16 protein-coding genes and 1 pseudogene are annotated in these 21,511 nt (G+C 61.1%); 9 read left to right on the top strand and 8 right to left on the bottom strand.

All coding sequences use genetic code 11. The annotated features are described in order from the left end of the window. Positions 1 to 115: 115 nt before the first annotated feature. The 3 genes from HP062_RS20815 (at position 116) to HP062_RS20805 (ending at position 3,693) form a co-directional block, all read left to right on the top strand. Positions 116 to 742 (top strand): glutathione S-transferase family protein, encoded by a 627-nt coding sequence (locus HP062_RS20815; protein ID WP_010465449.1) that lies wholly within the window; start codon positions 116 to 118, stop codon positions 740 to 742. A gap of 63 nt (positions 743 to 805) precedes the next feature. Next, complete coding sequence (locus tag HP062_RS20810; RefSeq protein WP_169857233.1) at positions 806 to 2,836, top strand: pyridoxamine 5'-phosphate oxidase family protein; 2,031 nt, start codon at positions 806 to 808, stop codon at positions 2,834 to 2,836. A 479-nt stretch (positions 2,837 to 3,315) separates the two neighbouring features. Beyond that, positions 3,316 to 3,693: a DUF6124 family protein gene (locus HP062_RS20805; RefSeq protein WP_145306440.1), complete on the top strand. Its 378-nt coding sequence runs from the start codon at positions 3,316 to 3,318 to the stop codon at positions 3,691 to 3,693. Between the two features lie 101 nt (positions 3,694 to 3,794). On the opposite strand, the gene HP062_RS20800 is transcribed toward HP062_RS20805, so the two are convergent. From HP062_RS20800 to HP062_RS20765, 8 genes and pseudogenes are all read right to left on the bottom strand, one after another. Further along, positions 3,795 to 4,925, bottom strand: a complete 1,131-nt coding sequence (locus tag HP062_RS20800; protein ID WP_010465444.1) for a glycosyltransferase family 4 protein — start codon at positions 4,923 to 4,925, stop codon at positions 3,795 to 3,797. 1 nt (position 4,926) lies between these two features. Beyond that, positions 4,927 to 6,056 (bottom strand): annotated as a pseudogene (locus tag HP062_RS20795) (glycosyltransferase family 4 protein). Then, a complete protein-coding gene (locus tag HP062_RS20790) occupies positions 6,040 to 7,407 on the bottom strand; it encodes a glycosyltransferase family 1 protein (protein WP_172791967.1) in 1,368 nt (455 codons plus the stop codon). The pseudogene HP062_RS20795 and the gene HP062_RS20790 overlap by 17 nt, the downstream one beginning before the upstream one ends. Beyond that, positions 7,404 to 8,654, bottom strand: coding sequence for an ABC transporter ATP-binding protein (locus HP062_RS20785; RefSeq protein ID WP_172791966.1), 1,251 nt, complete (start codon positions 8,652 to 8,654; stop codon positions 7,404 to 7,406). The genes HP062_RS20790 and HP062_RS20785 overlap by 4 nt, the downstream gene beginning before the upstream one ends. After that, positions 8,654 to 9,451 carry an ABC transporter permease gene (locus HP062_RS20780; protein WP_083375406.1) on the bottom strand — a complete coding sequence of 266 codons (798 nt, stop codon included), beginning with the start codon at positions 9,449 to 9,451 and terminating at the stop codon, positions 8,654 to 8,656. Before HP062_RS20780 ends, HP062_RS20785 begins: the two co-directional genes overlap by 1 nt. Beyond that, positions 9,452 to 10,894: a mannose-1-phosphate guanylyltransferase/mannose-6-phosphate isomerase gene (locus tag HP062_RS20775; protein WP_077748510.1), complete on the bottom strand. Its 1,443-nt coding sequence runs from the start codon at positions 10,892 to 10,894 to the stop codon at positions 9,452 to 9,454. A gap of 3 nt (positions 10,895 to 10,897) precedes the next feature. Further along, positions 10,898 to 11,869, bottom strand: coding sequence for a GDP-mannose 4,6-dehydratase (gmd, locus tag HP062_RS20770; RefSeq protein ID WP_172791965.1), 972 nt, complete (start codon positions 11,867 to 11,869; stop codon positions 10,898 to 10,900). After that, entirely contained in the window at positions 11,866 to 12,780 is a 915-nt protein-coding gene (locus tag HP062_RS20765) for a GDP-mannose 4,6-dehydratase (protein WP_172791964.1), read from the bottom strand. Before HP062_RS20765 ends, gmd begins: the two co-directional genes overlap by 4 nt. 428 nt (positions 12,781 to 13,208) lie before the next feature. Here HP062_RS20765 and HP062_RS20760 point away from each other — a divergent pair, with 428 nt between their 5' ends. The 6 genes from HP062_RS20760 (at position 13,209) to HP062_RS20735 (ending at position 21,509) form a co-directional block, all read left to right on the top strand. Then, the gene (locus HP062_RS20760) at positions 13,209 to 14,774 is read left to right on the top strand and encodes a glycosyltransferase (RefSeq protein WP_256665860.1); all 1,566 of its coding nucleotides are present in this window, start codon (positions 13,209 to 13,211) and stop codon (positions 14,772 to 14,774) included. Continuing rightward, on the top strand, positions 14,768 to 16,066 hold the full coding sequence (locus HP062_RS20755; RefSeq protein WP_172791962.1) for a glycosyltransferase: 1,299 nt from the start codon (positions 14,768 to 14,770) through the stop codon (positions 16,064 to 16,066). Before HP062_RS20760 ends, HP062_RS20755 begins: the two co-directional genes overlap by 7 nt. A 52-nt stretch (positions 16,067 to 16,118) precedes the next feature. After that, positions 16,119 to 17,276 carry an acyltransferase gene (locus HP062_RS20750; RefSeq protein ID WP_172791961.1) on the top strand — a complete coding sequence of 386 codons (1,158 nt, stop codon included), beginning with the start codon at positions 16,119 to 16,121 and terminating at the stop codon, positions 17,274 to 17,276. Continuing rightward, on the top strand, positions 17,270 to 18,097 hold the full coding sequence (locus tag HP062_RS20745; protein ID WP_010465420.1) for a class I SAM-dependent methyltransferase: 828 nt from the start codon (positions 17,270 to 17,272) through the stop codon (positions 18,095 to 18,097). The genes HP062_RS20750 and HP062_RS20745 overlap by 7 nt, the downstream gene beginning before the upstream one ends. A gap of 114 nt (positions 18,098 to 18,211) precedes the next feature. After that, a complete protein-coding gene (locus tag HP062_RS20740) occupies positions 18,212 to 19,405 on the top strand; it encodes a DUF3142 domain-containing protein (protein WP_172791960.1) in 1,194 nt (397 codons plus the stop codon). Next, positions 19,392 to 21,509, top strand: a complete 2,118-nt coding sequence (locus HP062_RS20735) for a hypothetical protein (protein ID WP_172791959.1) — start codon at positions 19,392 to 19,394, stop codon at positions 21,507 to 21,509. The genes HP062_RS20740 and HP062_RS20735 overlap by 14 nt, the downstream gene beginning before the upstream one ends. Positions 21,510 to 21,511: the final 2 nt, after the last annotated feature.

Here is a 21,511-nt window from a genome sequence, read left to right as displayed (position 1 = left end):
TTGAAATAATGGATTGCGTTTGCTGGTTATTCTGTTGTTTCGGTAGCAGGTGGAAGATGACAACCCATCGGCGCCGACACTTTCCAATTGGCGCCTCCACCCAGCGGAGTCGACCATGCAAGCCATCAAACTCTACAACTTCCCACGCTCTGGCCATGCTCATCGTGTGGAGCTGATGCTGTCCCTGCTGCAACTGCCAACCGAGCTGATCTTTGTCGATCTGGCCAAGGGCGCACACAAGCAGCCGGATTACCTGGCGCTCAATCGCTTTGGTCAGGTACCGGTGATTGATGATCAAGGCGTGGTGCTGGCCGACTCCAACGCGATCCTGGTCTATCTGGCGCAGAAATATGGCAACGGTCGTTGGCTGCCCACCGATCCCGTCGGTGCGGCCAAGGTGCAGCGCTGGTTATCGGTCGCCGCCGGGCCGATTGCCTTTGGCCCGGCAAGAGCAAGGCTGATCACCGTGTTTGGTGCGCCTTACAACGCTGAGGAGGTGATCGCTTACGCCCACACCGTGCTCAAAGTGATCGATCAGGAACTGGCCGCCAGCCCATACCTTGTCGGCAACGAGCCGACCATCGCCGACGTCGCGGCCTACAGCTACATCGCCCATGCGCCGGAAGGCAATGTGTCGCTGGACGACTACGCCAACATCCGCGCCTGGCTGGCGCGCGTCGAAGCCTTGCCAGGGTTTGTCGGCATGCCGCGCACCGTCGCCGGCCTGCAAAAAACAGCCTGATGCTCACGGCCCGATTCAGTCGGGCCGTTCTTGTTGCGCGATAAGCGCAGGGGAGAAGCCGTTATGGACCGTTCACCTTGGCACGCTGGCGAGAAACAGTTGCAGGCTCACGTAGGTGTAGCCGAGCGAATGGACACATTAGGTCGTAGGGTGATTCGCGGCGAGATGCCCGATCAGCACCGCCAGTTCTATCAGCAACTGCCGTTCATGCTGTACGGCGCGGTGGATGCTGACGGCAACCCTTGGGCCAGTGTTCTTGAAGGGCCGCCGGGTTTTGCTCATTCTCCAGCGCCTGCGCTGTTACAGTTCGACAGTCTGCCCGGCAGCGACGACCCAGCGCAATTGCAAGACGGCGCGGCGATCGGCCTGCTCGGTATCGAGTTGCACACCCGGCGTCGCAACCGTATGAATGGCCGGGTCGGTGCTGTGACTTCGAGCGGCTTCGGGGTGACGGTGGACCAATCGTTCGGCAATTGCCCGCAATACATTCAATTGCGCCAGTTTCGCTCGGTGCCCCTGGCGGACCCGTCGACCCGTGTCGCGCAGCATCTCAACGCGCTGGATGACGCGGCCCAAGCCATGATCGCTGGGGCCGATACCTTCTTTGTCGCCAGTTATGTGGACGTCGACGGCCAACGCTCGGTGGATGTTTCTCATCGCGGTGGTCAGGCCGGTTTCGTACAGGTGGAAGGTAATCGCCTGACCATCCCGGACTTCGCCGGCAACCTGTTCTTCAACACCTTGGGCAACCTGCTGATCAATCCTCGGGCCGGTTTGCTGTTCATCGATTTCAATACGGGCGATCTGCTGCACCTCAGCGGCCGCGCGGACGTCATCCTCGAAGGCCCACAGGTCGAGGCTTTTCAGGGGGCCGAGCGGCTCTGGACCTTTGAGGTAGAGCGCGTTGTGCGCCGGCCTGCGGCGCTGGCCTTGCGCTGGCGCTTTGACGGCGTGTCGCCCACCAGTTTGCTGACAGGCACCTGGGCGCAGGCAAATGCACGCCTGCAAGCCAAGGCCCTGGGCGATCACTGGCGGCCGTTGCGGGTGGCGCGCATCGAACAGGAAAGCCACAACATCCGTTCGATCTATCTGGAGCCCGCTGATGACGCCGGGTTGCCGGTGTTCCAGGCCGGGCAGCATTTGCCGCTGCGCTTCAATATTGCCGGCGATGTGCACATCCGCACGTACAGCCTGTCGAGCGCGCCGTCCGATGATTTTTTCCGCATCAGCGTGAAGCGTGAAGGCCTCGTGTCGTCGCACCTGCATGAGCAGATCCGGGTCGGTGATGTGCTGGAAGCCCGCGCGCCCCAAGGGCATTTCACCGTGGCGTCCCATGAGCGTCGGCCGCTGGTGCTGTTGGCGGCTGGCGTCGGCATCACGCCGCTGCTGTCGATGGTGCGCGAGGTGGTGTATCAAGGCCTGCGCACGCGGCGTATTCGTCCGACCTGGTTTTTCCAGAGTTCGCGGACCCTGGCCGATCAGCCGTTTCGCCCGGAACTGGACCGTTTGCTGGATGGCCTCGGTGACGCGGTGCGCGTGCGGCGGTTGCTCAGTCAGCCTGAGGCGGAGGCTCGCGAGGGTGAAGATTTCGACCTGACCGGGCGGATTGACGGCGACTTGCTCAAGACGATGCTTGAGGCGGAGGACTACGACCAAGTGGACTTTGTCCTCTGCGGCCCGGGCAGTTTTACCCAGGGGCTGTACGACACGCTGCGGGAGCTGGACATTCGCGATTCGAGGATTCATGCCGAAACCTTTGGCCCGTCGACACTGCGTCGCACACCAGACCCGGATGCGGTGGTCATCGAACAACCACCGGCCGCCACGGTTTCAGTGCCCGTTGTGTTCGAGCGCTCGGCCAAAGAAGCGCGCTGGCAGCCGGATGGCGGCAGTTTGCTGGAGTTGGCGGAAAGCCGCGGATTGCGCCCGGAATTCAGTTGCCGTGGGGGTTCCTGCGGGACCTGCAAGACCCGTCTGATCAGTGGCGCGGTGAATTATCCACAGCCTCCGGCGGAAGTGCCCGATGCGGGAGAGGTGCTGATTTGTTGCGCGGTGCCGGCGCAGGGGTCGCAGCCGTTGGTGCTGGACCTGTGACCCATCGGGCTAACACAGAAAACCCTCGTGGGAGCGAGCCTGCACGCGAAAGCGGTGTATCAGCCAGCTTCAATGTTGAATGTTAAACAGCCTTCGCGAGCAGGCTCGCTCCCACATTGGGCCGGGGTTGGCCTGAAAAATACTGCGAACGTCCTACAGACTTGAGTGTTCGGGAGGACGATTCCGACACGTTCTAGCGGTTGTCGTGTCGGAAGTCGGGGGGATAGGCTTTGGAGGTCGCTGCACATCAGCGATCGGGTCTGGAAAACCCGAAGATAATAGGCTTGTCCCCCGTGGCATACTGTGGCGCTTTTTTCTGGCTTCAGTTTGAGTTATGGCGGCTGTGCGTGGGAGACCTTCGGGTCTGCCGGGTTTTGACCTTTTATCTCGGTTTTTCCAGTCCGCGTACAGCTGCCACCTTTTCGTCTGGAAAACGAAACGTGGCGGTTCAACTTCCATAGCTCAAAAGGTCTTTTGCCATGATTAAAGAAACACCAAATCCCCCGGAAACCGACGACGTTTCCCCCTACGAATCCATCGATTCCAAAAAGCTCAACGAAGCCGCCGAGCGGGCGCTGGATCACTACCTCAACCCCTCCGCCCTCAAATCCCCCGCGACCCGCAAGCCCAGCACGATGTTCATGATCGCGCCGGACATCAAAGACGAAGACCTGCTGGCCCACACCTGTGAATCCTTGGCCCAGGCCAATGTGATGGCGAGTGATTTTGCGGGGTACCTGGAAGGACCGCACCGGCACACGGCGATGGCGATTCAGCAGATCGTCATGCTCGCGGAGCTTGCGGTGAACCGGATGCTGGACAACGTGGCCGTACCAAACGCTGCGCCACACCGCTAAACCCCTGTAGGAGCGAGGCTTGCCCGCGAAGGCGGCGTGTCATTCAACATTGATGTCGACTGACACACCGCCTTCGCGGGCAAGCCTCGCTCCTACAGATTTCAGGCGTAGGACAGGGATTTTTCTTCCAGCAGTTCTTCGTACAACGCCGTCCACTTGCGGCCCATTTCATCGGCGGTGAATAACTGCCGATAACGCGCCTCAGCCTTCACGCCCATTGCTGCCGCACGCACCGGGTCTTCCCACAACGTGCGCATTGCTTCTCGGAACGCCTGTGGATTACTCGGCGGCACCACCAGCCCGGTTTCGTTGTGGATGTTGATGTAGCTGGTGCCAGTGCCGATTTCACTGGAGATCATCGGCTTGCCGTACATCGCGCCTTCGAGCAGCGAGATGCCGAACGCTTCCGAGCGTAGGTGCGACGGAAACACCACTGCGTAACTCAGCTCCAGCAAAGCAACTTTGTCCTCGTCACCCAACCGCCCCAGAAAGTGCAGATTCTGTAACCCCAATGCCTTCGCTTGGGCATGCAGTTCGGCCTCCAGCGGTCCGGCCCCGACGATCACCACCGGATAATTCAGCCCTTGCATCGCGTCGAGCAGAATATGCAGGCCCTTGTAGTAGCGCATCACGCCGACGAACAGGAAGAACCGGTCGCCGACTTGTTTGCGCCAGCGTTCAGTACGTGCAGCGTCAGGCTGTGGATAACCTGACTTGTCCAGCCCGTAGGTGATGACGCGGGTTTTCTCGCGGTAGTCCTGAAGCACATCGCTGGTGTGAAAGTAGTTGGGGGAGGCTGCGACGATTCGGTCGGCGCTGTCCAGAAAACGACGCATCAATGGACGGTAGAGCTTGAGCAAATGGCGCTGGCGAATGATGTCCGAGTGGTAACTCACCACGCAGGGTTTTTTAGTGGCGCTGAAAAAATGCACCAGGTCCATGAAGGGCCAGGGGAAGTGGTAATTGACCACGTCCGCCTCAGCCGCCAGCTCACGAAATTGCTTGAAGACGCTATAGGAAAAACCGGTGGAGGCCATCTGAAAATCCATCCGGGCCTGGTGAACCTGATGATGACGGATCTGTATCGCGCCAGGTGCCGGGTTGTTGCTCAACGTCAGTACCGTACTGTCGACCGAGTGGCGCGCACCGCTCTCGCAGAGTTGAAAAATGACTTGTTCGATGCCACCCATCGAGTCCGGCAGGTAGGTCTTGTAAAAGTGCAGTACGCGCATATCAGTCTCCCATAGCCTGGCGGTAAGCGCGGGCCGTGGCCTTCGCGCAACGCTCCCAGGAAAAAAGCTTCGCTTGTTGCAAACCGGCTTCGCGACAGACCTGCCAATGCAGCGGGTCGTCGATGAGTCGGATCATGGCATCGCGCAAGGTGTCAGGATCGTCCGGTGCTATGTAGTTGCCTGCGGCACCCGCGACTTCCGGCATTGCCGAATGCTGGGTCAGAATCACCGGGGTGCCGCTGGCCATGGCTTCCAGGACGGGCAGGCCGAACCCTTCGTACAACGAGGGAAAGATCAACGCCCGGGCGCCAGCCAGCAGCTGTGCCAGTGCTTCATCGGGCAGATACCCGAGCAGGCACACATCCCCGGTGGCCAGGGCTGCGCGCAATTCATCACTGAATTGTTCGCCTTGCCAACCGGCCATGCCGGCGATCAGCAGGGGAAAACCCTGGCGCACGGCTTCCGGTAACAGGGCATGGGCGCGCAGGGCCAGCGTCAGGTTCTTGCGCGGCTCGAGGGTGCCAACACACAGGAAGTATTCCCGCGACTCGACGCCGTGAGTCTTGAGCACCGCGTTAATGGCTTCAGGCTCCCGTGGGTGGAAACGTGCGGCCACGCCCAGCGGTGCGACGACAAAACGCTCGGCCGGCAGTGCGAAATACGCCTGGGCTTCGTCGGCAATGTACTGCGAGTCGGTAAGAATCAGACTCGCTCGCTGCACGCCGTCGGCCAGGCGCCGCTCGATTTCCCGCAGGCGCGAGGGGGTTGCGTGTCGGGGTAGTGCAGGTGCGTCAGGTCATGCAGGGTGATTACTGTCGGGCCGTCGAACGACAGCGGCCACAGGCTCGGTTCGTGATAGAGGTCGATGGTTTTCGAGCGCCCTTGATCGAAGCGTTTCTGCTCCAGCCAGCGCCGGGCTTGATAAGCCCCCGGAATTTGTCGCAGCAACGGCGTCAGTCGCGAATAGCCGGGCATGGCGGCTTCTGGCAAGTCCGAACTCCAGCCCCAACCGTGGAACAGTGCGAGTTCGACATCGGGCTCATCAGCAAGCGCGTTCGCCAGTTCGGCGACGTAATGGCCGATGCCGGTGCGCGGGGCTTGAAGGATCCGGGCGTTAAGGGCAATTCGCATGTTGCCTCTCTTGCACGACCGGCGCGTCTACCAGATTGCGCAGGGTGCGTTCAGCCAGTTGCGCACTGGCTTCACGCCAGCCGATCCACTGCCAGTCCGCCACGCTGCGAGCGGCCGGGAATTTCCCGGAGCGTTCGAAACCGGTGACCAGGTCCGCCAGGCTTTGCGGTTCGGCGAGGTCAAAGTACGCCATGAACTCGCCACCGATTTCGCGAAAGATCGGAATGTCGCTGCCCATGGCCGGCAAACCGCGCTGCATGGCTTCCACCAGTGGCAAGCCGAAGCCTTCAACCCACGACGGAAACACCAGCGCGCTAGCGTGGGAATAGGCGTGTTCGAGGCTGGTGTCGCTCAGGTCGTTGAACATGAACAGGCGTTGGTTCAGCTGTGGGTGGTTGCGCACGCGGGCGAGCAGGGCGTCGCACTTCCAGCCGATGCGCCCGGCGATGCACAGCCGGGCGTGCGAACCTGAGGCCCAGGCACGTTCGAACGCGTCGAGCAGGTAATCGTGGTTTTTACGCGGCTCGATGGTGCTGACCATCAAAAACACCGGCTCCGGTGTTTTGAACACGCGCGTCAGTCTCGGCTCGACGGCGGCGCAGGCTTCGCTCAGGTCCAGTTCGGAGCCGAGGTGAAAATAATCGAACCACAACGTATCGGCTTTGGCCGGACCCAGCCGACGCTGCAATTCCTCGCGCACCTGATCGCGCACCGTGGCGGAGATCGCCACGTAGCCGTCGGCGGTCTGGGTGATCCAGTTGAACCACTCGTTGAAAATCTGCACCAGCCGCGTGTCGTAGAACTGTGGGTGAGTCAGCGGGATGAGGTCGTAGATCACCGAAACGATGCCCACGCCTTCACGCTTGAGCTGTTCGGCAAACGGGAAGAAATCGCTGTGCCAGGAGGAATCGAGCAACACCAGTTGATCGCCCGGCTGATGTTGCAATGGCGAGCACCGTTTGGGCAGTTGATATTGGTTGATGGCGTCGATCAGGCGCAAAGGAATGCTGAAGCAGGTGATCGCCGTGAGGCGGTAGGCCACGTGCAGCAGGCGCTTGACCACTCGCGAGTGACTGCGATTGTGCAAGCGTTGATGCAGTTGCCAGAAACGATGAGCCAGCCGCTCCAGTCGCCCACCGAATGTCATCAGCCCATCAAAAAACGGGATGTTCAACGCACCGAGTTTGAGCACCCGATAGAGTTTGCCCTTGAGCATCACCACTGGAATGCACTCAACACCGTCGACGCTTGCCGGCAATTGATTGATGACGTTACGCACCACCCGCTGAATACCCGAATTGACTTTGGGGTGCAGGAACACGTGGGTGCATTCCACTAGAAGGCGCGTCATGGCGTGCGCTCCGAAACAATCGAGTCGGAGCGGGTAATGGTGGTTTGCGCCGCCAGCCACGAGCAGCCGACGAAGTCTTCATGCCGGTTGTTGATCACATGGAACACCAGCCCGTAATCGCGCCATTCGTAGTTGCGATCCAGATGCGAGTCCAGCCGCGACAAGCTCAGGGACACGGAATAGTTGCCCTTGCCCAGGCCCATGACGAAGGAAAAACGGTACGTGTAACGCTCCCCGGCGTGCAGATCGGTCAGGGCCTTGTCCTGGCGATGGGTGTTGATGCCATACATCATCTGACCCAGGCGGTCCTTGAGGATGAAACCGAGCACCAATCGCTCGATGTCCTGGCGGACTTCGACCTGGACTTCCAGCACCACGCTCTGACCGACCTCGGCGGCGTCGATGGAACGTTCATTCTCGTCCAGCATCCGCACACTGAGGATGGCCGCTTCACCGGTGCCGGACACGGTCTGGATTTCGCCGCCGGCGAGCATTTCCTGACGGACCACCTGGCCTTCACGCTCGGCCATCAGGGCGTTGTAGTAATCCAGGACCGCTTCGGGTTTGCCGTACATGGCCATGCGGCCGTCTTTGAGCAGGATCGCCGAATCGCAAATCGACTGGATGGCCGAGCGATCATGGGAAACGATCAGCAGGGTGGTGCCGGCCTTGCGGAAGCTGCGGATGCGTTCGAAGCTCTTGTGCTGGAAGTAGGCGTCGCCCACGGAGAGGGCTTCGTCGACGATCAGGATGTCCGGACGCTGTGCGGTGGCCACGCTGAACGCCAGGCGCATCTGCATGCCGCTGGAATAGGTACGCACCGGATGGTCGATGGCTTCGCCGATTTCCGCGAAACTTTCGATCTGTGGCATCAGCGCTTCGATGTCATCGACCTGCATGCCCAGCAATTGCCCGGCCATGATTGCATTCTGTCGGCCGGTAAAGTCCGGGTGAAAGCCCATGCCCAGTTCCAGCAGGGCCGCCACCCGGCCTTCGAGCTCGATCTTGCCGCACGTCGGTTGGGTGGTGCCGGTGATCATCTTCAGCAAGGTGCTTTTGCCTGCGCCGTTGACCCCGACGATGCCCACCGCCTCACCGGGGGCAATCTCGAATTCGACGTCTTGCAGCACCCAGTGCTGGTGGTGGCGCAGGGGCGAAAAAGGAATCAGCCACTCGGCCAGTCGGCTCCAGCGGGTCGGGTATTGCTTGTAGGCCTTGCCCAGGCCGGTGACGCGAATATGCCCCATCAGAGTTCATCCACCATTTCACCGACGCGCTGGCGAAACAGACGCAGCCCGATCAGACAGAACACTAAGCCCGTGACAAAAATCGGCAGCAGCGAACTCCAGACCGGCCATTGCCCATAAAGAAACATGTTTTGATAGCTGACGATCAGGTTGGTCAGGGGGTTGAGTTGCAGCAGGCGCTGCACCCAGTCCGGCAGGATGCTCATCGGGTAAACAATGGGCGTCAGCCAGAACCAGAATTGCAGGCAGATGCCGAAGAGTTGCCCGACATCCCGGAAGAAGACATTCAACACGCCGAGTATCATTCCCAGCCCGGCACAGAACATCATTTGCAATGCCATCAGCGGTATCAAGGCGAACAACGCCATTCCCGGCCAACGTCCGGTGATCAGCAGAAAGCCCAGGAACAGGGCCATGATGATTGCGAAGTTGATGCCCGCGTTAAACAGCACAATCACCGGCAGGCAGATCCGTGGGAAGCTGATTTTCTTCAGCAGGTTGGCGTTTTCCAGAAACATGTTCTGGCTGCGCAAGGTGATTTCCGCAAAGAGTCCCCAGGCGAGCAGGCCGGCACAGAGGTAAACGCTGTAGGCCATGCTGTCATCCACGCCGGGCAGGCGCGCGCGCATGATGTGGGAAAAAATCACGGTGTAGACGATGATCATCGACAGGGGGTTAAGCACCGGCCATAGAGCACCAAACAGCGAATTGCGATAACGCGCCTGAAACTCACGCTGGACGCTACCGAAGATAAACCCTCGATAACTACGCAGCGTGCGGTATAGGGAAAGCAGCATTCAAACCGTCCTGCCGTATTGGTCTTCGAAGCGAACGATATCGTCCTCTCCCAGGTATTCGCCGCTTTGCACTTCGATGATCACCAGGTCGATCACGCCCGGGTTTTCCAGGCGATGCTTGTGACCGGCGGCAATGAAGGTTGATTCGTTCTTGGCCACCAGATGGGTGCCGGCGCCGTTGTTGGTGACCTTGGCCATGCCTTCGACGACCACCCAGTGTTCGTTGCGGTGGTGGTGCATTTGCAGCGATAGCTTGGCGCCTGGTTTGACCACGATGCGCTTGATCTTGAAGCGAGGGCCTTCCTCGAGCACGGTGTAGGTGCCCCAGGGCCGGCTGACCGTGCGGTGCAGGCGATAGGCCTCGTGCTTTTTGTCCTTGAGCTGCTTGGCCACCCGGCGCACATCCTGTGCGCGATCGGCGTGGGCCACCAGCACCGCGTCGGCGGTGTCGATGATGATCAAGTTATCCACACCCACCGCGGCTACCAGCCGGTCTTCGCTCTGGACGAAGTTGTTGTGGCTGTCGACGAACACCGCGTCACCGCTGGCGCGGTTGTTTTGCGCATCCGCCGGCACCAGCGCGGCCACCGCGCCCCAGGAGCCGATGTCGCTCCAGTCAAAACCGGCGGGCACCACCACCACTTTGTCGGAGCGTTCCATCAAGGCGTAGTCGATGGAAATGTCAGTGATCTCGGCAAACAACGCCGGGGATAATTCCTGCTGCAGGCACCCGGCCGTTTCCACGGGGGCGCTTTGCGCCATGCAGGTTTGCGTCTGCTCCAGGAGCTCGGGGGCATGGATCTGCAATTCGGCCAGCACGGTCGTCACGGAGAAACAGAACATCCCCGAGTTCCAAAGGAACTTGCCGCTTTCCAGGTAATGGGTGGCGGTTTGCAGATCCGGTTTTTCGACGAAACGCTGCACTTTGGCGGCGCCTTTTTCGTCCAGTGCCGCGCCGGTCTCGATGTAGCCGAAACCGGTCTCCGGGGCCGTCGGCACCACGCCGAACGTCACCAGGAAACCATCCTTGGCCAGTGCCACGGCGTGCTCGACCGCAGACTTCAAGGCGTTTTCGTTGAGGATCAAATGGTCGGCGGGCATCACCACCATGATCGCGTCATCGCCGTGCAGGGCTTGCAGTGACAGGGCGGCGGCGGCGATGGCCGGGGCCGTGTTGCGGCCTGTCGGCTCCAGCAGAAAGTGCCCGCGATGGCGACTGAGCTGCGCCTCCTGATAGTGATCCTTGCTCTGGAAGTAGTAGTCGCGGTTGGTCACCGTGACGATATCGCCCCAGCCATCAAGCAGACCGGCCGCTCGCCGATAGGTTTTGCCCAGCAGCGACTGGCCGTCGGGCAGGGTCATGAACGGCTTGGGATGGCCCTCGCGGGACACCGGCCACAAGCGAGTACCGGCACCGCCGGAGAGAATCACAGGAATCAGCATGGCCTACTCCTTGGCGACGCGTTTCATGTCCGCATCCATCATCATGCGGATCAAGGTATCCAGGTCTGTTTTTGGCTTCCAGCCCAATACGCGCTGAGCTTTGGCCGGGTTGCCGAGCAGCACTTCGACCTCGGCCGGGCGGAAGAACGCCGGGTCGATCTTCACGAAGTCGCGGTAGTTCAGGCCCACGTGATCGAAGGCGATGCGGCACATCTCGCGCACGGTGGTGGTCACGCCGGTAGCGACCACAAAATCGTCAGGCTTGTCCTGTTGCAGCATCAGCCACATGGCTTCGACGTAATCACCGGCAAACCCCCAGTCGCGTTTGGCGTCGATGTTGCCCAGCAGCAGTTCCTGCTGTCTGCCCTGTTTGATGCGGGCGGCGGCGTCGGTCACTTTGCGGGTCACGAACTCGATGCCGCGCAGGGGCGATTCATGGTTGAACAGGATCCCGCTGCTGGCGTGCAGGTTGAAACTTTCGCGATAGTTCACGGTGATCCAGTGGCCATACAGCTTGGCCACGCCGTAAGGGCTGCGCGGGTAGAACGGCGTGTTCTCGTCCTGCTGCTCGGCCTGGATCAGGCCAAACATTTCGCTGGTAGACGCCTGGTAAAAACGCGTGTGCGGACTGAACTGGCGGATCGCTTCGAGCAGGTGAGTCACGCCCAGCCCGTCAACGATGCCGGTGGTGACCGGTTGATCCCAGGAGGCCGCGACAAAGCTTTGCGCCGCCAGGTTGTAGATTTCGTCCGGAGCGGATTTGATCACCGCGCGCTGCACCGAGCAGGCATCGGCCATGTCACCGTCCAGGTAAACGATGTCCCCCTCGACTCCCATTTCACGCAAACGCCAGCGTGCATCGCTGCTGCGACGCGCCACCAGGCCGTGGACTTTATAACCCTTGTCGAGCAGCAGTTTGGCAAGATAGGCGCCGTCCTGGCCCGTGATCCCTGTGATCAGTGCACTTTTAGTCATTCTTGTCGTACTCGCATCTCCCAGTCGGACAGGATCGCCCGCAGGGATTGTTGTGTTGTGATTTCAGGCGTCCATCCTGTGGTCTGGGCGAGCTTGGCAGAGCTGCCACAAACGCGACGCTGATCCGCGCGGCGAAAACGCGCAGGATCCTGAATCAATTGCAGGTCGACCTGGGCGAGGTCCCCCAGTTGTTCGATCAGGCTGCGGATGCTCTGCTCGCGCCCCGAGCAAATGTTGTAGACCTGTCCCGGCGTACCCTTTTCCAGCAGCGCCAGATAGGCGGACACCACATCGCCCACGTCCAGGAAGTCACGAGTGACGTCAATGTCCCCGACTTCCAGTTGCGGGGCTTGCAGGCCTTGTTTGATACGGTTGATCTGGCGGGCGGCGCTGGCGATGACGAAGCTGTCTTTCTGGCCGGTGCCGATGTGGTTGAACGGGCGGGCGACCACGACCGGCCAGCCTTCGCTCAGGCCCCATTGCAGGCTGAGGAACTCGGCCGACAGTTTGCTGACGGCATAGGGATTGCGCGGGCAGGGTGGCTGGTGTTCGGTAATGGGCAGGTCTGACTCGGTCACTTGCCCGTAGACGTCGCCGGAGCTGACGTACAGGAAGGTCCCGTTGAAGCCACGGGCCTTGAGTGCCTGAAGCAGGTTCAAGGTGCCGAGCAGGTTGATCGTCAGCGTGCGTGCCGGATCGCGGAAGGCTTCGGGAACGAAGGTCTGGCCGGCCAGGTGAATGACCGCGTCGGGCATGTCCGGCCAGAGGGCGTCGAGGGAGCCTGGCTCGCCGAGATCGTAGCGGGCGGCGACAGGCAGAAGCTCCCATTCCGAGGCATCAGCCTTCAGGCGGGTTTGGATGTGTTGTCCTACGAATCCACTGAGACCCGTAACGAACAGACGCTTTTTCAAACAGCGGCCCCTTGGTCGTGCATTTCGTCCATTCCCCACAGGCTTTATGGAGATGTCTGACAGACCGGGTGGATTCCTTGGTCGAAAGACAGGCGAAACGTTTGTTGTAGTTGTTTGGTAGCCAATCTGTGCCAATTGCGCGGCAATTTCAACAGGTCCCACCGTGACTGGTCAGTTCTCGTCAGCGTAGCCCGATTTATTCTCGCCGGGCGGTTCACGAATCCTCAGCGGATGTGTTTAGAATGCCCCTCGTCACGATTACCCAGGGTTCGGCCGGGTGGTATTCACACCCCGCGAAGCTGACCATTAAAACAAGAACGTAGACGGGCAAGAAGGCGCTGGACGACGACTGGCAAACGCCGGGTCGATCCGTGGCTTTGCCGTCATAGAGTGGGGCTGCCGGGATGGCGGTTTCATCGTGGGATGCCATGAACTTCATTCTTTACTCGGACGTCAACGACAGCTCCATCAGTCAGAGCCTCGGTCGTCCCGAATACAGTTATTACTTCGTGCTCAAGGCTTATCGCCCGGTGCTCGAAAGCCTCGGGCGGGTGCATGTGGTGTCCTCCACCGCCGAGGTCGATTCTCTCTATCGACAATTGCTGGCCACCGGCGAAGACAGCCTGTTCCTGTCGTTCACCCCGCCGCAGAAAACCCCGAACGATCTTGAATGCCCGACGATCTGCGTAGTGGCCTGGGAGTTCGACTCCATTCCCGATGAGCAATGGGATAACGACCCACGTCAGGACTGGACGCAGATGCTGGCGCGCCAGGGCCGGGTCATCACGCTTTCCAGCCACACGGCCCGGGCGATTCGGCGGGCCATGGGCGAAGATTTCCCCGTGCTGGTGTTGCCCACGCCCTTGTGGGAGAACTTCGCGGCCATTCGCAGCCACCACGCCAGCGCGCCGGTGAATGCCGGTTCGACGCTGGAGATCAAGGGCTGCATCTTCGATACGCGCACGCTTGGGCTGTCTGCCGACGCGCTGATTCCCGTACCGCCGAGCGCCGAGGAACTGGCGGCGCTGGAGGCATTGAAGCCGCCGCCGTTGACGCTAAAACGTCGCTTCGTCATCGCTCGCCATTACCTGCACATGTGGCGTCGGGACATGGGCAAAACGCTGCCCGTCCCGGTGCATCGCACGCATTTTCTGAGCCAGTGGTATTGGGAAGGCATCCGCGATCTTCTTTCCGATACCGTTCATGCACGGCTTGCCGAGTATCTACCGGCTATCGCTGGTCCGCAGACGATGGCCGTGCCCGAGCCTGCACCGCGGGATTGGCCGGACACCACTTCCCGGGTTGAAACCCAGGTGGATGGCGTGGTGTACGTCACGGTGTTCAACCCCCGTGACGGTCGCAAGAACTGGCATCAATTGATCACCGCATTCTGCTGGGCCTTTCGCGAAACGGATGATGCCACGCTGGTGCTGAAGATTACCCAGAGCGACCTGTCGTCCTACTACGACGAGCTGATGACCTTGCTCGCGCAACTCTCGCCGTTCGCCTGTCGGGTGGTGGTGATGCACGGTTACCTGGATGATCCGCAATACGCCCGGTTGTACGAAGCCGCCAGTTATTACGTCAACGCGTCGCGCTGCGAGGGGTTGTGCCTGCCGCTGATGGAATTCATGGCCAGCGGTAAGCCGGTGATCGCCCCGGACCACACCGCCATGGAGGATTACATCGATGAGCGTGTGGCGTTTGTGGTCAAGTCCAGCGAAGAGCTGACCATCTGGCCACAAGACACCCGGATCATTTACCGGACCCTGCGTTATCGCCCGGACTGGGGCTCGCTGAAAACCGCCTACGAAAACAGCTACCGGACGGCCAAGGAGCAACCGCTGGAGTACCGGCGCATGTCGGGCGATGCGGTCGAGCGCATGCACGACTACTGCGCCTTCGCCCCGGTGCAGAAGCGCCTGGCGGATTTTTTCGGGCTGACGCCGCAGGCTTTGCCGGCAGCGGCCGTGACGGATAACGCCTCATGCTGATCATCATTCATTCGGAAACCAACCAGCACACCATCGCCCAGAACCTTGGCCGTTCGGAGTACAGCTATTACTTCGTGCTCAAGGAATACCGCCCGGTGCTGGAACGTCTGGGGCGTGTGGTGGAAGTCAGAGACCCGCAGACCGAAGTCGATGCCTTGTACCGCGACGCGCTGTCCCGAGGTGAAGACTGCGTGTTCCTGTCGTTCTCGCCGCCGCATTGCACGCCGGTGCACTTCGCCTGTCCGACCTTGCCGGTGTTTGCGTGGGAATTCAGCACCATTCCCTACGAACCCTTCGCGGGTGAACCGCGCAATGATTGGCGCACGGTATTGCGCGCTTCAGGCGCGGCGATTACCCATTCCAGCTACACGGTAAACGCCGTGCGCGAGGCGATGGGCGCCGACTATTCGATCGTCGCGGTGCCGGCGCCGGTGTGGGATCGATTCTCGGCACGCGGCGCCCAGTTGCAACGTCAGCCACTGGCGAGTCAGGTGCGCCTGAAGATCAAAGGCCTGGTGGCCGACAGCCGCACCCTGGACTTGCGAGCCTTTGGGCCGGCGTCGTTACGCGAAGGCGAAGGTATCGATTTCGAAGCACCGCCCCGTGAACACGAACTGGTGCTCGACGGCGTGATTTACACCTCGGTGTTCAACCCGGGTGATGGGCGCAAGAATTGGGAAGACATGCTCAGTGCCTTCTGCGTGACGTTCCGCGAGGTGGATGACGCGACGCTGGTGCTCAAACTGACCCACCACGATGCCGAAGAAGCGCTGACCGACATCCTTCACCATTTGTACAAAAACCAGTCCTATCGCTGCCGCATCGTGCTGATCTACGGCTACCTCGCGGATTCGGACTACGAGCACCTGGTGCAGGCAACCCGCTTTGTGGTCAACACCTCTTACGGCGAAGGCCAGTGCCTGCCGCTGATGGAGTTCATGTCCTGCGGTAAACCGGCGGTCGCGCCACGCACCACGGCGATGATCGATTACCTGGATGCCGATAATGCGTTTCTGATCGACTCCACCGACGAGCTGACGGCCTGGCCCCACGACCCGCGCAGGGCGTTCCGAACCCTGCGTTACGTGACGAACTGGGAATCGTTGTGCCGCGCTTATCGGGCCAGCTATGACGTCGCCAAAAACGACGCCGAGCGTTACGCGCAGATGTCCGCGCATTCGGTGGCCAGCCTCGAAAAATTCTGCAGCCAGGCCACCGCCGAGCAACGACTGAAAGCCTTCTTCGCGCAGCTCCTTGAAACCCGCGTCGCTCCGGATACCCGCGAAGCATGATCCGCGCAGTGTTGAATGGGGTGGAAAACAGGGCAACGTCCAGGAGGACGGCATGAATAACGACAGACGGATCATGGACATCGAGTTGTTGCGCGGCATTGCGGTGCTCGGTGTATTGTTTCATCACCTGCAAGACAGCCTGTTTGCGGCCCCGGTGCCGCTGTTGCAAGCCATCACCGCGTGGGGTCAGCCGTGGTGGGGCGTGGATCTGTTTTTCGCCATCTCCGGGTTTGTCATTGCGCGCAGCCTGATCCCGGCGTTGCGGGGTTGCAGCACCCGTCAGGAGTACTGGCAGCAGACGCGTAACTTCTGGCTGCGCCGGGCCTTTCGATTGCTGCCGTCGGCGTGGTTGTGGCTGGCGCTGATGTTGCTGGGCTGCATTTTTCTCAATCGCTCCGGAGCGTTCGGCACGCTGCACGCCAACCTTCAGGCGACCCTGGCCGGGGTCGGGCAGTACGCGAACTTCCGCTTCGCCGACAGCTTCTATAACTATGAGTACGGCACCAGTTTCGTGTACTGGAGCCTGTCGCTGGAGGAGCAGTTCTACCTGTTGTTTCCGCTGCTGATTCTGATCTGTCGCAAGCACCTGGTCTGGGCCTTGCTGGCGCTGGTCGCGGTGCAGTTGTTCACGTTGCGCACACCGATCTTGATGGTGGTTCGCACCGATGCGCTGGCACTCGGCATCCTGTTGGCGATGTGGAGCGCGCAACCCTCGTATCTGCGCTGGGAGCCGACGTTCCTGCGCCGTCCATGGGCCGGGGTGACAGCATTGGTCGCGCTGTCGCTGGTGCTCAGTTTCATGGCGACGGATCGCTTCACGTTCACTCATTACCGCATCGGCACGATCGCGTTGTTGTGCGCGGTGCTGGTCTGGATCGCTTCCTACAATCGCGACTACCTGCTGCCACGGGGCGTGTTGAAGAACCTGATGACGTGGGTCGGCAGTCGCTCCTACGGGATCTATCTGATCCACATACCGGCTTATTTGCTGGTGCGCGAATTCACGTTCCGCTTGCAGGGCGCCGGTCTGCCCAATCCCGGCGGCCATCCGATCCTGACACTGATGATTGCTGGCGGTTTGATCGCTTTGTTGAGCGAACTCAACTACCGCTTCATCGAAATGCCCATGCGTAACCGCGGTGCCTCGCTGGTCAAACGCCTGGGCACGTCCCGAACAGCCGCCCAAACCTCTGGAGCTACCTCATGCTGAGCCTTTTGAAGAAACTCACGGCGGGTACGCCCGTTCCCGTGGCCCCTGTGGCGGACACGGTCGAGAAGGTCGATCCGTACATGCTCGGCCTGCACGACGCGATGCTCAGCGGCTGGTTCAATCAGCAAACCGGCGAGCTGTTCACCGGGTTCCCGGTGACCGCCGAAGACACGCTGCTGGACGTCGGCTGCGGTGACGGCGGTAACGTGCATTTCTGCGGCATGCGCGGGGCGAAGATCATCATCGCCGACATCGACGCGGCCAAGGTCGAAGCCACCCGACAGCGCCTGAGCGACACACCGGCGCGTGACGTCGAATGCCACGTCACCGACTGCAACCCGCTGCCGATTGCCGATGCGACGGCCACTCGCGTGGTGTCCACCGAAGTCATCGAACACGTGGACGATCCGGCGCAGTTCCTCGCAGAACTGGTGCGTGTCGGCAAACCGGGCGCGTTGTATTTGCTCAGCGTCCCGCACCCAAGCTCCGAAGACCTGCAAAAAGACATCGCCGCGCCCGAGTATTTCCAGAAGCCCAACCACATTCGCATCATCAGCGAAGAGCAGTTCAAGGCGATGGTCAGCGACGCTGGCCTGGAAGTGCTCAGCCACAGCCAGTACGGGTTTTACTGGTCGATGTGGATGCTGTTGTTCTGGGAAGCCAAGGTCGATTTCAGCAATCCTGACCACCCGTTGCTCAACCACTGGGCCGACACCTGGCAGGCCATTCTGGCGTCGCCCCGTGGCGCGCAGATCAAACAGGCGCTGGACGCGGTCGTGGCGAAAAGTCAGGTGATCATTGCCCGCAAGCCCTTGGTGTAGCCACTCTCTGTAGCCGCTGCCTTGTGGTGAGAGGATAAATCCCCTCATCACAAAGGCTCGCTCCCACAGGTTTTGTGTACCCTGTAGCCCTGTGTTTCCAGGATCAGGGATTTCATGTTGTTAGTTCGTCTTTCTGTCCTGCTTGTTGCTCTGGCACTGCTCAACGGTTGCGAGCAAACAGACGCGCCGCCGCTCGATCAGCAACTCTACGTCTGGCAACGGCAATGGACGTCAGCCCATGACGCCGCCCTGCAAGACAGTCGCGCGGACTTTTCGACCTTGCGGGTGCTGGCCTTGCAGGCGTTTCCTCAGGCGGGCTGGAGCCGGGCGCGAGTCGATCCGGCGCTGCTCAAGCGCGATGGCCGACCGCTGATTGCGGTGATTCGCCTCGACGGCCAGCTCAAGTCGCTGGATCAGGACGACGTCACGACGCACATCCAGCAAGTGCTCAGCGAGTGGCAAGGGCAGGGGCTGACGCTCTCTGGCGTGGAAATCGACCACGACGCCGGTAGCGCCCGGCTACCGGCTTACCGCGAATTTCTTACTCACCTGCGCACGGCTTTACCCACCGCTTTGCCGTTAAGCATCACCGCATTGCCGGCCTGGCTCGACAGCCCTGAATTGCCGGCACTCTTGGCGACCGTCGACAGCAGCGTGTTGCAGGTGCATGCGGTGAGTGATCCGCGTCGTGGTCTGTTTGATCCGGATCAAGCCAGGAAATGGGTAAACGCCTGGAGCCTCATCACCTCAAAACCCTTTTACCTGGCGCTGCCCGCCTATGGCGTGGCCCTGTTGCCGGGCGCCAGCGGTGCGCCGGTCGTGGAAAGCGAAGTGCCTGTCGGGCGAGCCGGCCAACGCCGGGAATTGCTGGCGGATCCCTTGCAACTGAGCGCACTCGCCGCCGAGTTGCGCGCCGATCCACCGGCGCATCTGGCCGGTCTGATCTGGTTTCGTCTGCCGCTGGCGGGTGATCGTCGGGCCTGGAGCCTGAACACGCTGAGGGCCGTTGCTCGCGGAGATTCGCTCAATAGTCGGTTAAGTTTGAAACTCATCGCACAAGACGACCTCTATGACATCAGCGTCAGCAATCAAGGCAACCTCGACAACGCCTGGCCCGAACGCGTCACTCTGGCGGTTCGCGGCTGCGACGGTGCCGATGCGCTGGCCGGTTACGCATTGCAACAAAGCCCGGATCTGCTTACCTTCACCCGCCTGCGCGACGGCCGGATACCGGCCGGCGAGCAGCGCGCCATCGGTTGGGCTCGCTGCGCACACATTGATCAAGGAGGTTCGAATGTTCACCCGTAACTGGCCCCGCCATGTGCTTTGCCTGAGCCTCAGCCTGCCGCTGGGTTCGGCGTTGGCCTGCGGGCCGGACTTCCCGATGCGCTTGCTGGACAACCGCGCCCAGTCGCTGGCGGAGCTGCCGGAAGGCAACTTCCAGTTCGAGATCAATCGCCTTGGGCATGTGATCGCAGGGCTCAAGAACGTCGAGTCGTCCCCTTACGGCCTGGAGGCAACCGACTACGCCGAGCAGCGGGACAAGGCCGAACAGGCCGGGTTGACGGCGGAGCAGCAAGCCCTGGTCAAACAGTTGCGCGCGCTGACCGAGGCCCGTCAAGTCGAGACCCAGGGCGCGAGCCTGCCGGCCGAGCTTCGTTTCTATCTGGCGGGTGCGGTGGCGTTTAACGCCGGTGATCATGCGCTGGCCGCCGAGTACTTCCAGAAAGTGCTGGCGCTGCCGGCGGATCAACGCGCCTTGCGCAGCACCTGGGCCGCTTATTCATTGGGCCGGACGCTGTTTGCCCAGAGCGCCGAAGCAGACGCAGCGCCTGACCTGTTGGCACAGTCGCGCAAAGCCTTCGAGCAGGCCCGTCAGCTGAGCATCGACGGCTTCAGCGACCCGCTGGAACTCGGTGTCGCCAGCCTCGGCGAGGAGGCCCGCGTGGCGCGCACCGCTGGCGACTGGAACAGCGCCATCAATCTGTACGCCACGCAAAATCGCCACGGTTCGGCGGTGGGTTACACCTCGCTGAAGCTGTTGATGGCGGATCTGCTGGCGATGCCTGAAGATCAGTTGACCGAGTTGCTCAAGGGCAAACCGGTGCAACAACTGGTGACGGCGTCGCTGATCAGTCGCCTGGGCTGGTCATTCGGTGATCAACCGCCGAATGAACTGAAGCTGATCAAACTCCTGCAAAGCAGCACCCGGGGCAGTCTGGACAACGCGGACCGACTGGCGGCGATGAATTATCAACAGGGCGATTACACCAGCGCCAAAGCGTTCCTTGAGCATGCCGGGGACGGCGGTCTGGCGTGGTGGTTGCGGGCGAAACTGGCGTTGCGTGAGGGTGACAAAAGCGCGGCGGCTGCGGCGTATGCCAAGGCGGCCCAGGCCTTCCCGCAGAACGAATCGTGGGGTGAGCGACGCACGCCTGACTATGATTTCGAAAGCCTGCAACCCAAGTGCCGGGTCGAGGGTGAAAGCGCGATCCTGGCGCTGCAACGCGGGGATTACCTGCAAGCGTTCGATCAGCTTTATCGCAGCCAAAGTATCTATTGGTTCGATGCCGCGACCGTTGCCGAGCGCGTGCTGACCGTCGATGAGCTCAAACATTACGTTGACACCCAGGTGCCGGCGCCGCCAGCGCTCAGCCAGCAGGATCGCGACAACTACGTGCCGTTGCCGGTGGCGGCGCAACTGCGCAATCTGCTCGGCCGTCGATTACTGCGTGAAGAGCGCTACGACGAGGCGCTGGTGTATTTCGACAACCCCGATCTACAGAAAAAGGCCCGGTTGTATGCGCAACAGCGTCAGCTCGCTGATTCAGCGTGGTGGCCGACCAAGCGTGCGTCTGCTCTGTTCAACGCAGCCTGGACGGCACGCGAGTGGGGCATGGACATTCTGGGTTATGAAATGGCCCCGGACTACGCCACGTTTGGCGGCAATTACAGCCTGGAGACGACTGAACTGAAGGTCGGCCCCTTGGTGGCCGAAGGTGAAGTCCAGCGCCAGCAAGCCAGTGCCGCGAAGCCCGACGAGCGCTACCACTATCGATTCGTCGCCACGGCCTTGGCCAACCGCGCCGCCGATAACCTGCCTCACACCAGCCAGGCCTTTGCTGCCGTGTTGTGCTCGGCGGCGGGGTGGAACAGCAGCCTTCAAGACCAAAGTGCGCTGTACCAGCGCTATGTCAAAGAAGGGCCCTACGTGGATTGGGCGGTGGATTTCGGCCACCAGTGCCCGTATCCCGACTTCGAGAATGCCAGCAAACGGTATGTGACCCAGGCGACTGACGCCGCCCGTTCGGCGCTGCGGCCGTACAAGTGGCCATTGCAGATCGGTGGTGTTATCGCGGTGACGGCCGCGGCGCTGGTATTGATCAACCGGCGTCGCCGTAAAGCGCAGTAAGG

The organism is Pseudomonas sp. B14-6, from assembly GCF_013260315.1.
GTDB classification, from domain to species: domain Bacteria; phylum Pseudomonadota; class Gammaproteobacteria; order Pseudomonadales; family Pseudomonadaceae; genus Aquipseudomonas; species Aquipseudomonas mandelii.
Note: the sequence above shows the minus strand (reverse complement) of the source record. Positions and strands in the feature narration are given on the sequence as shown.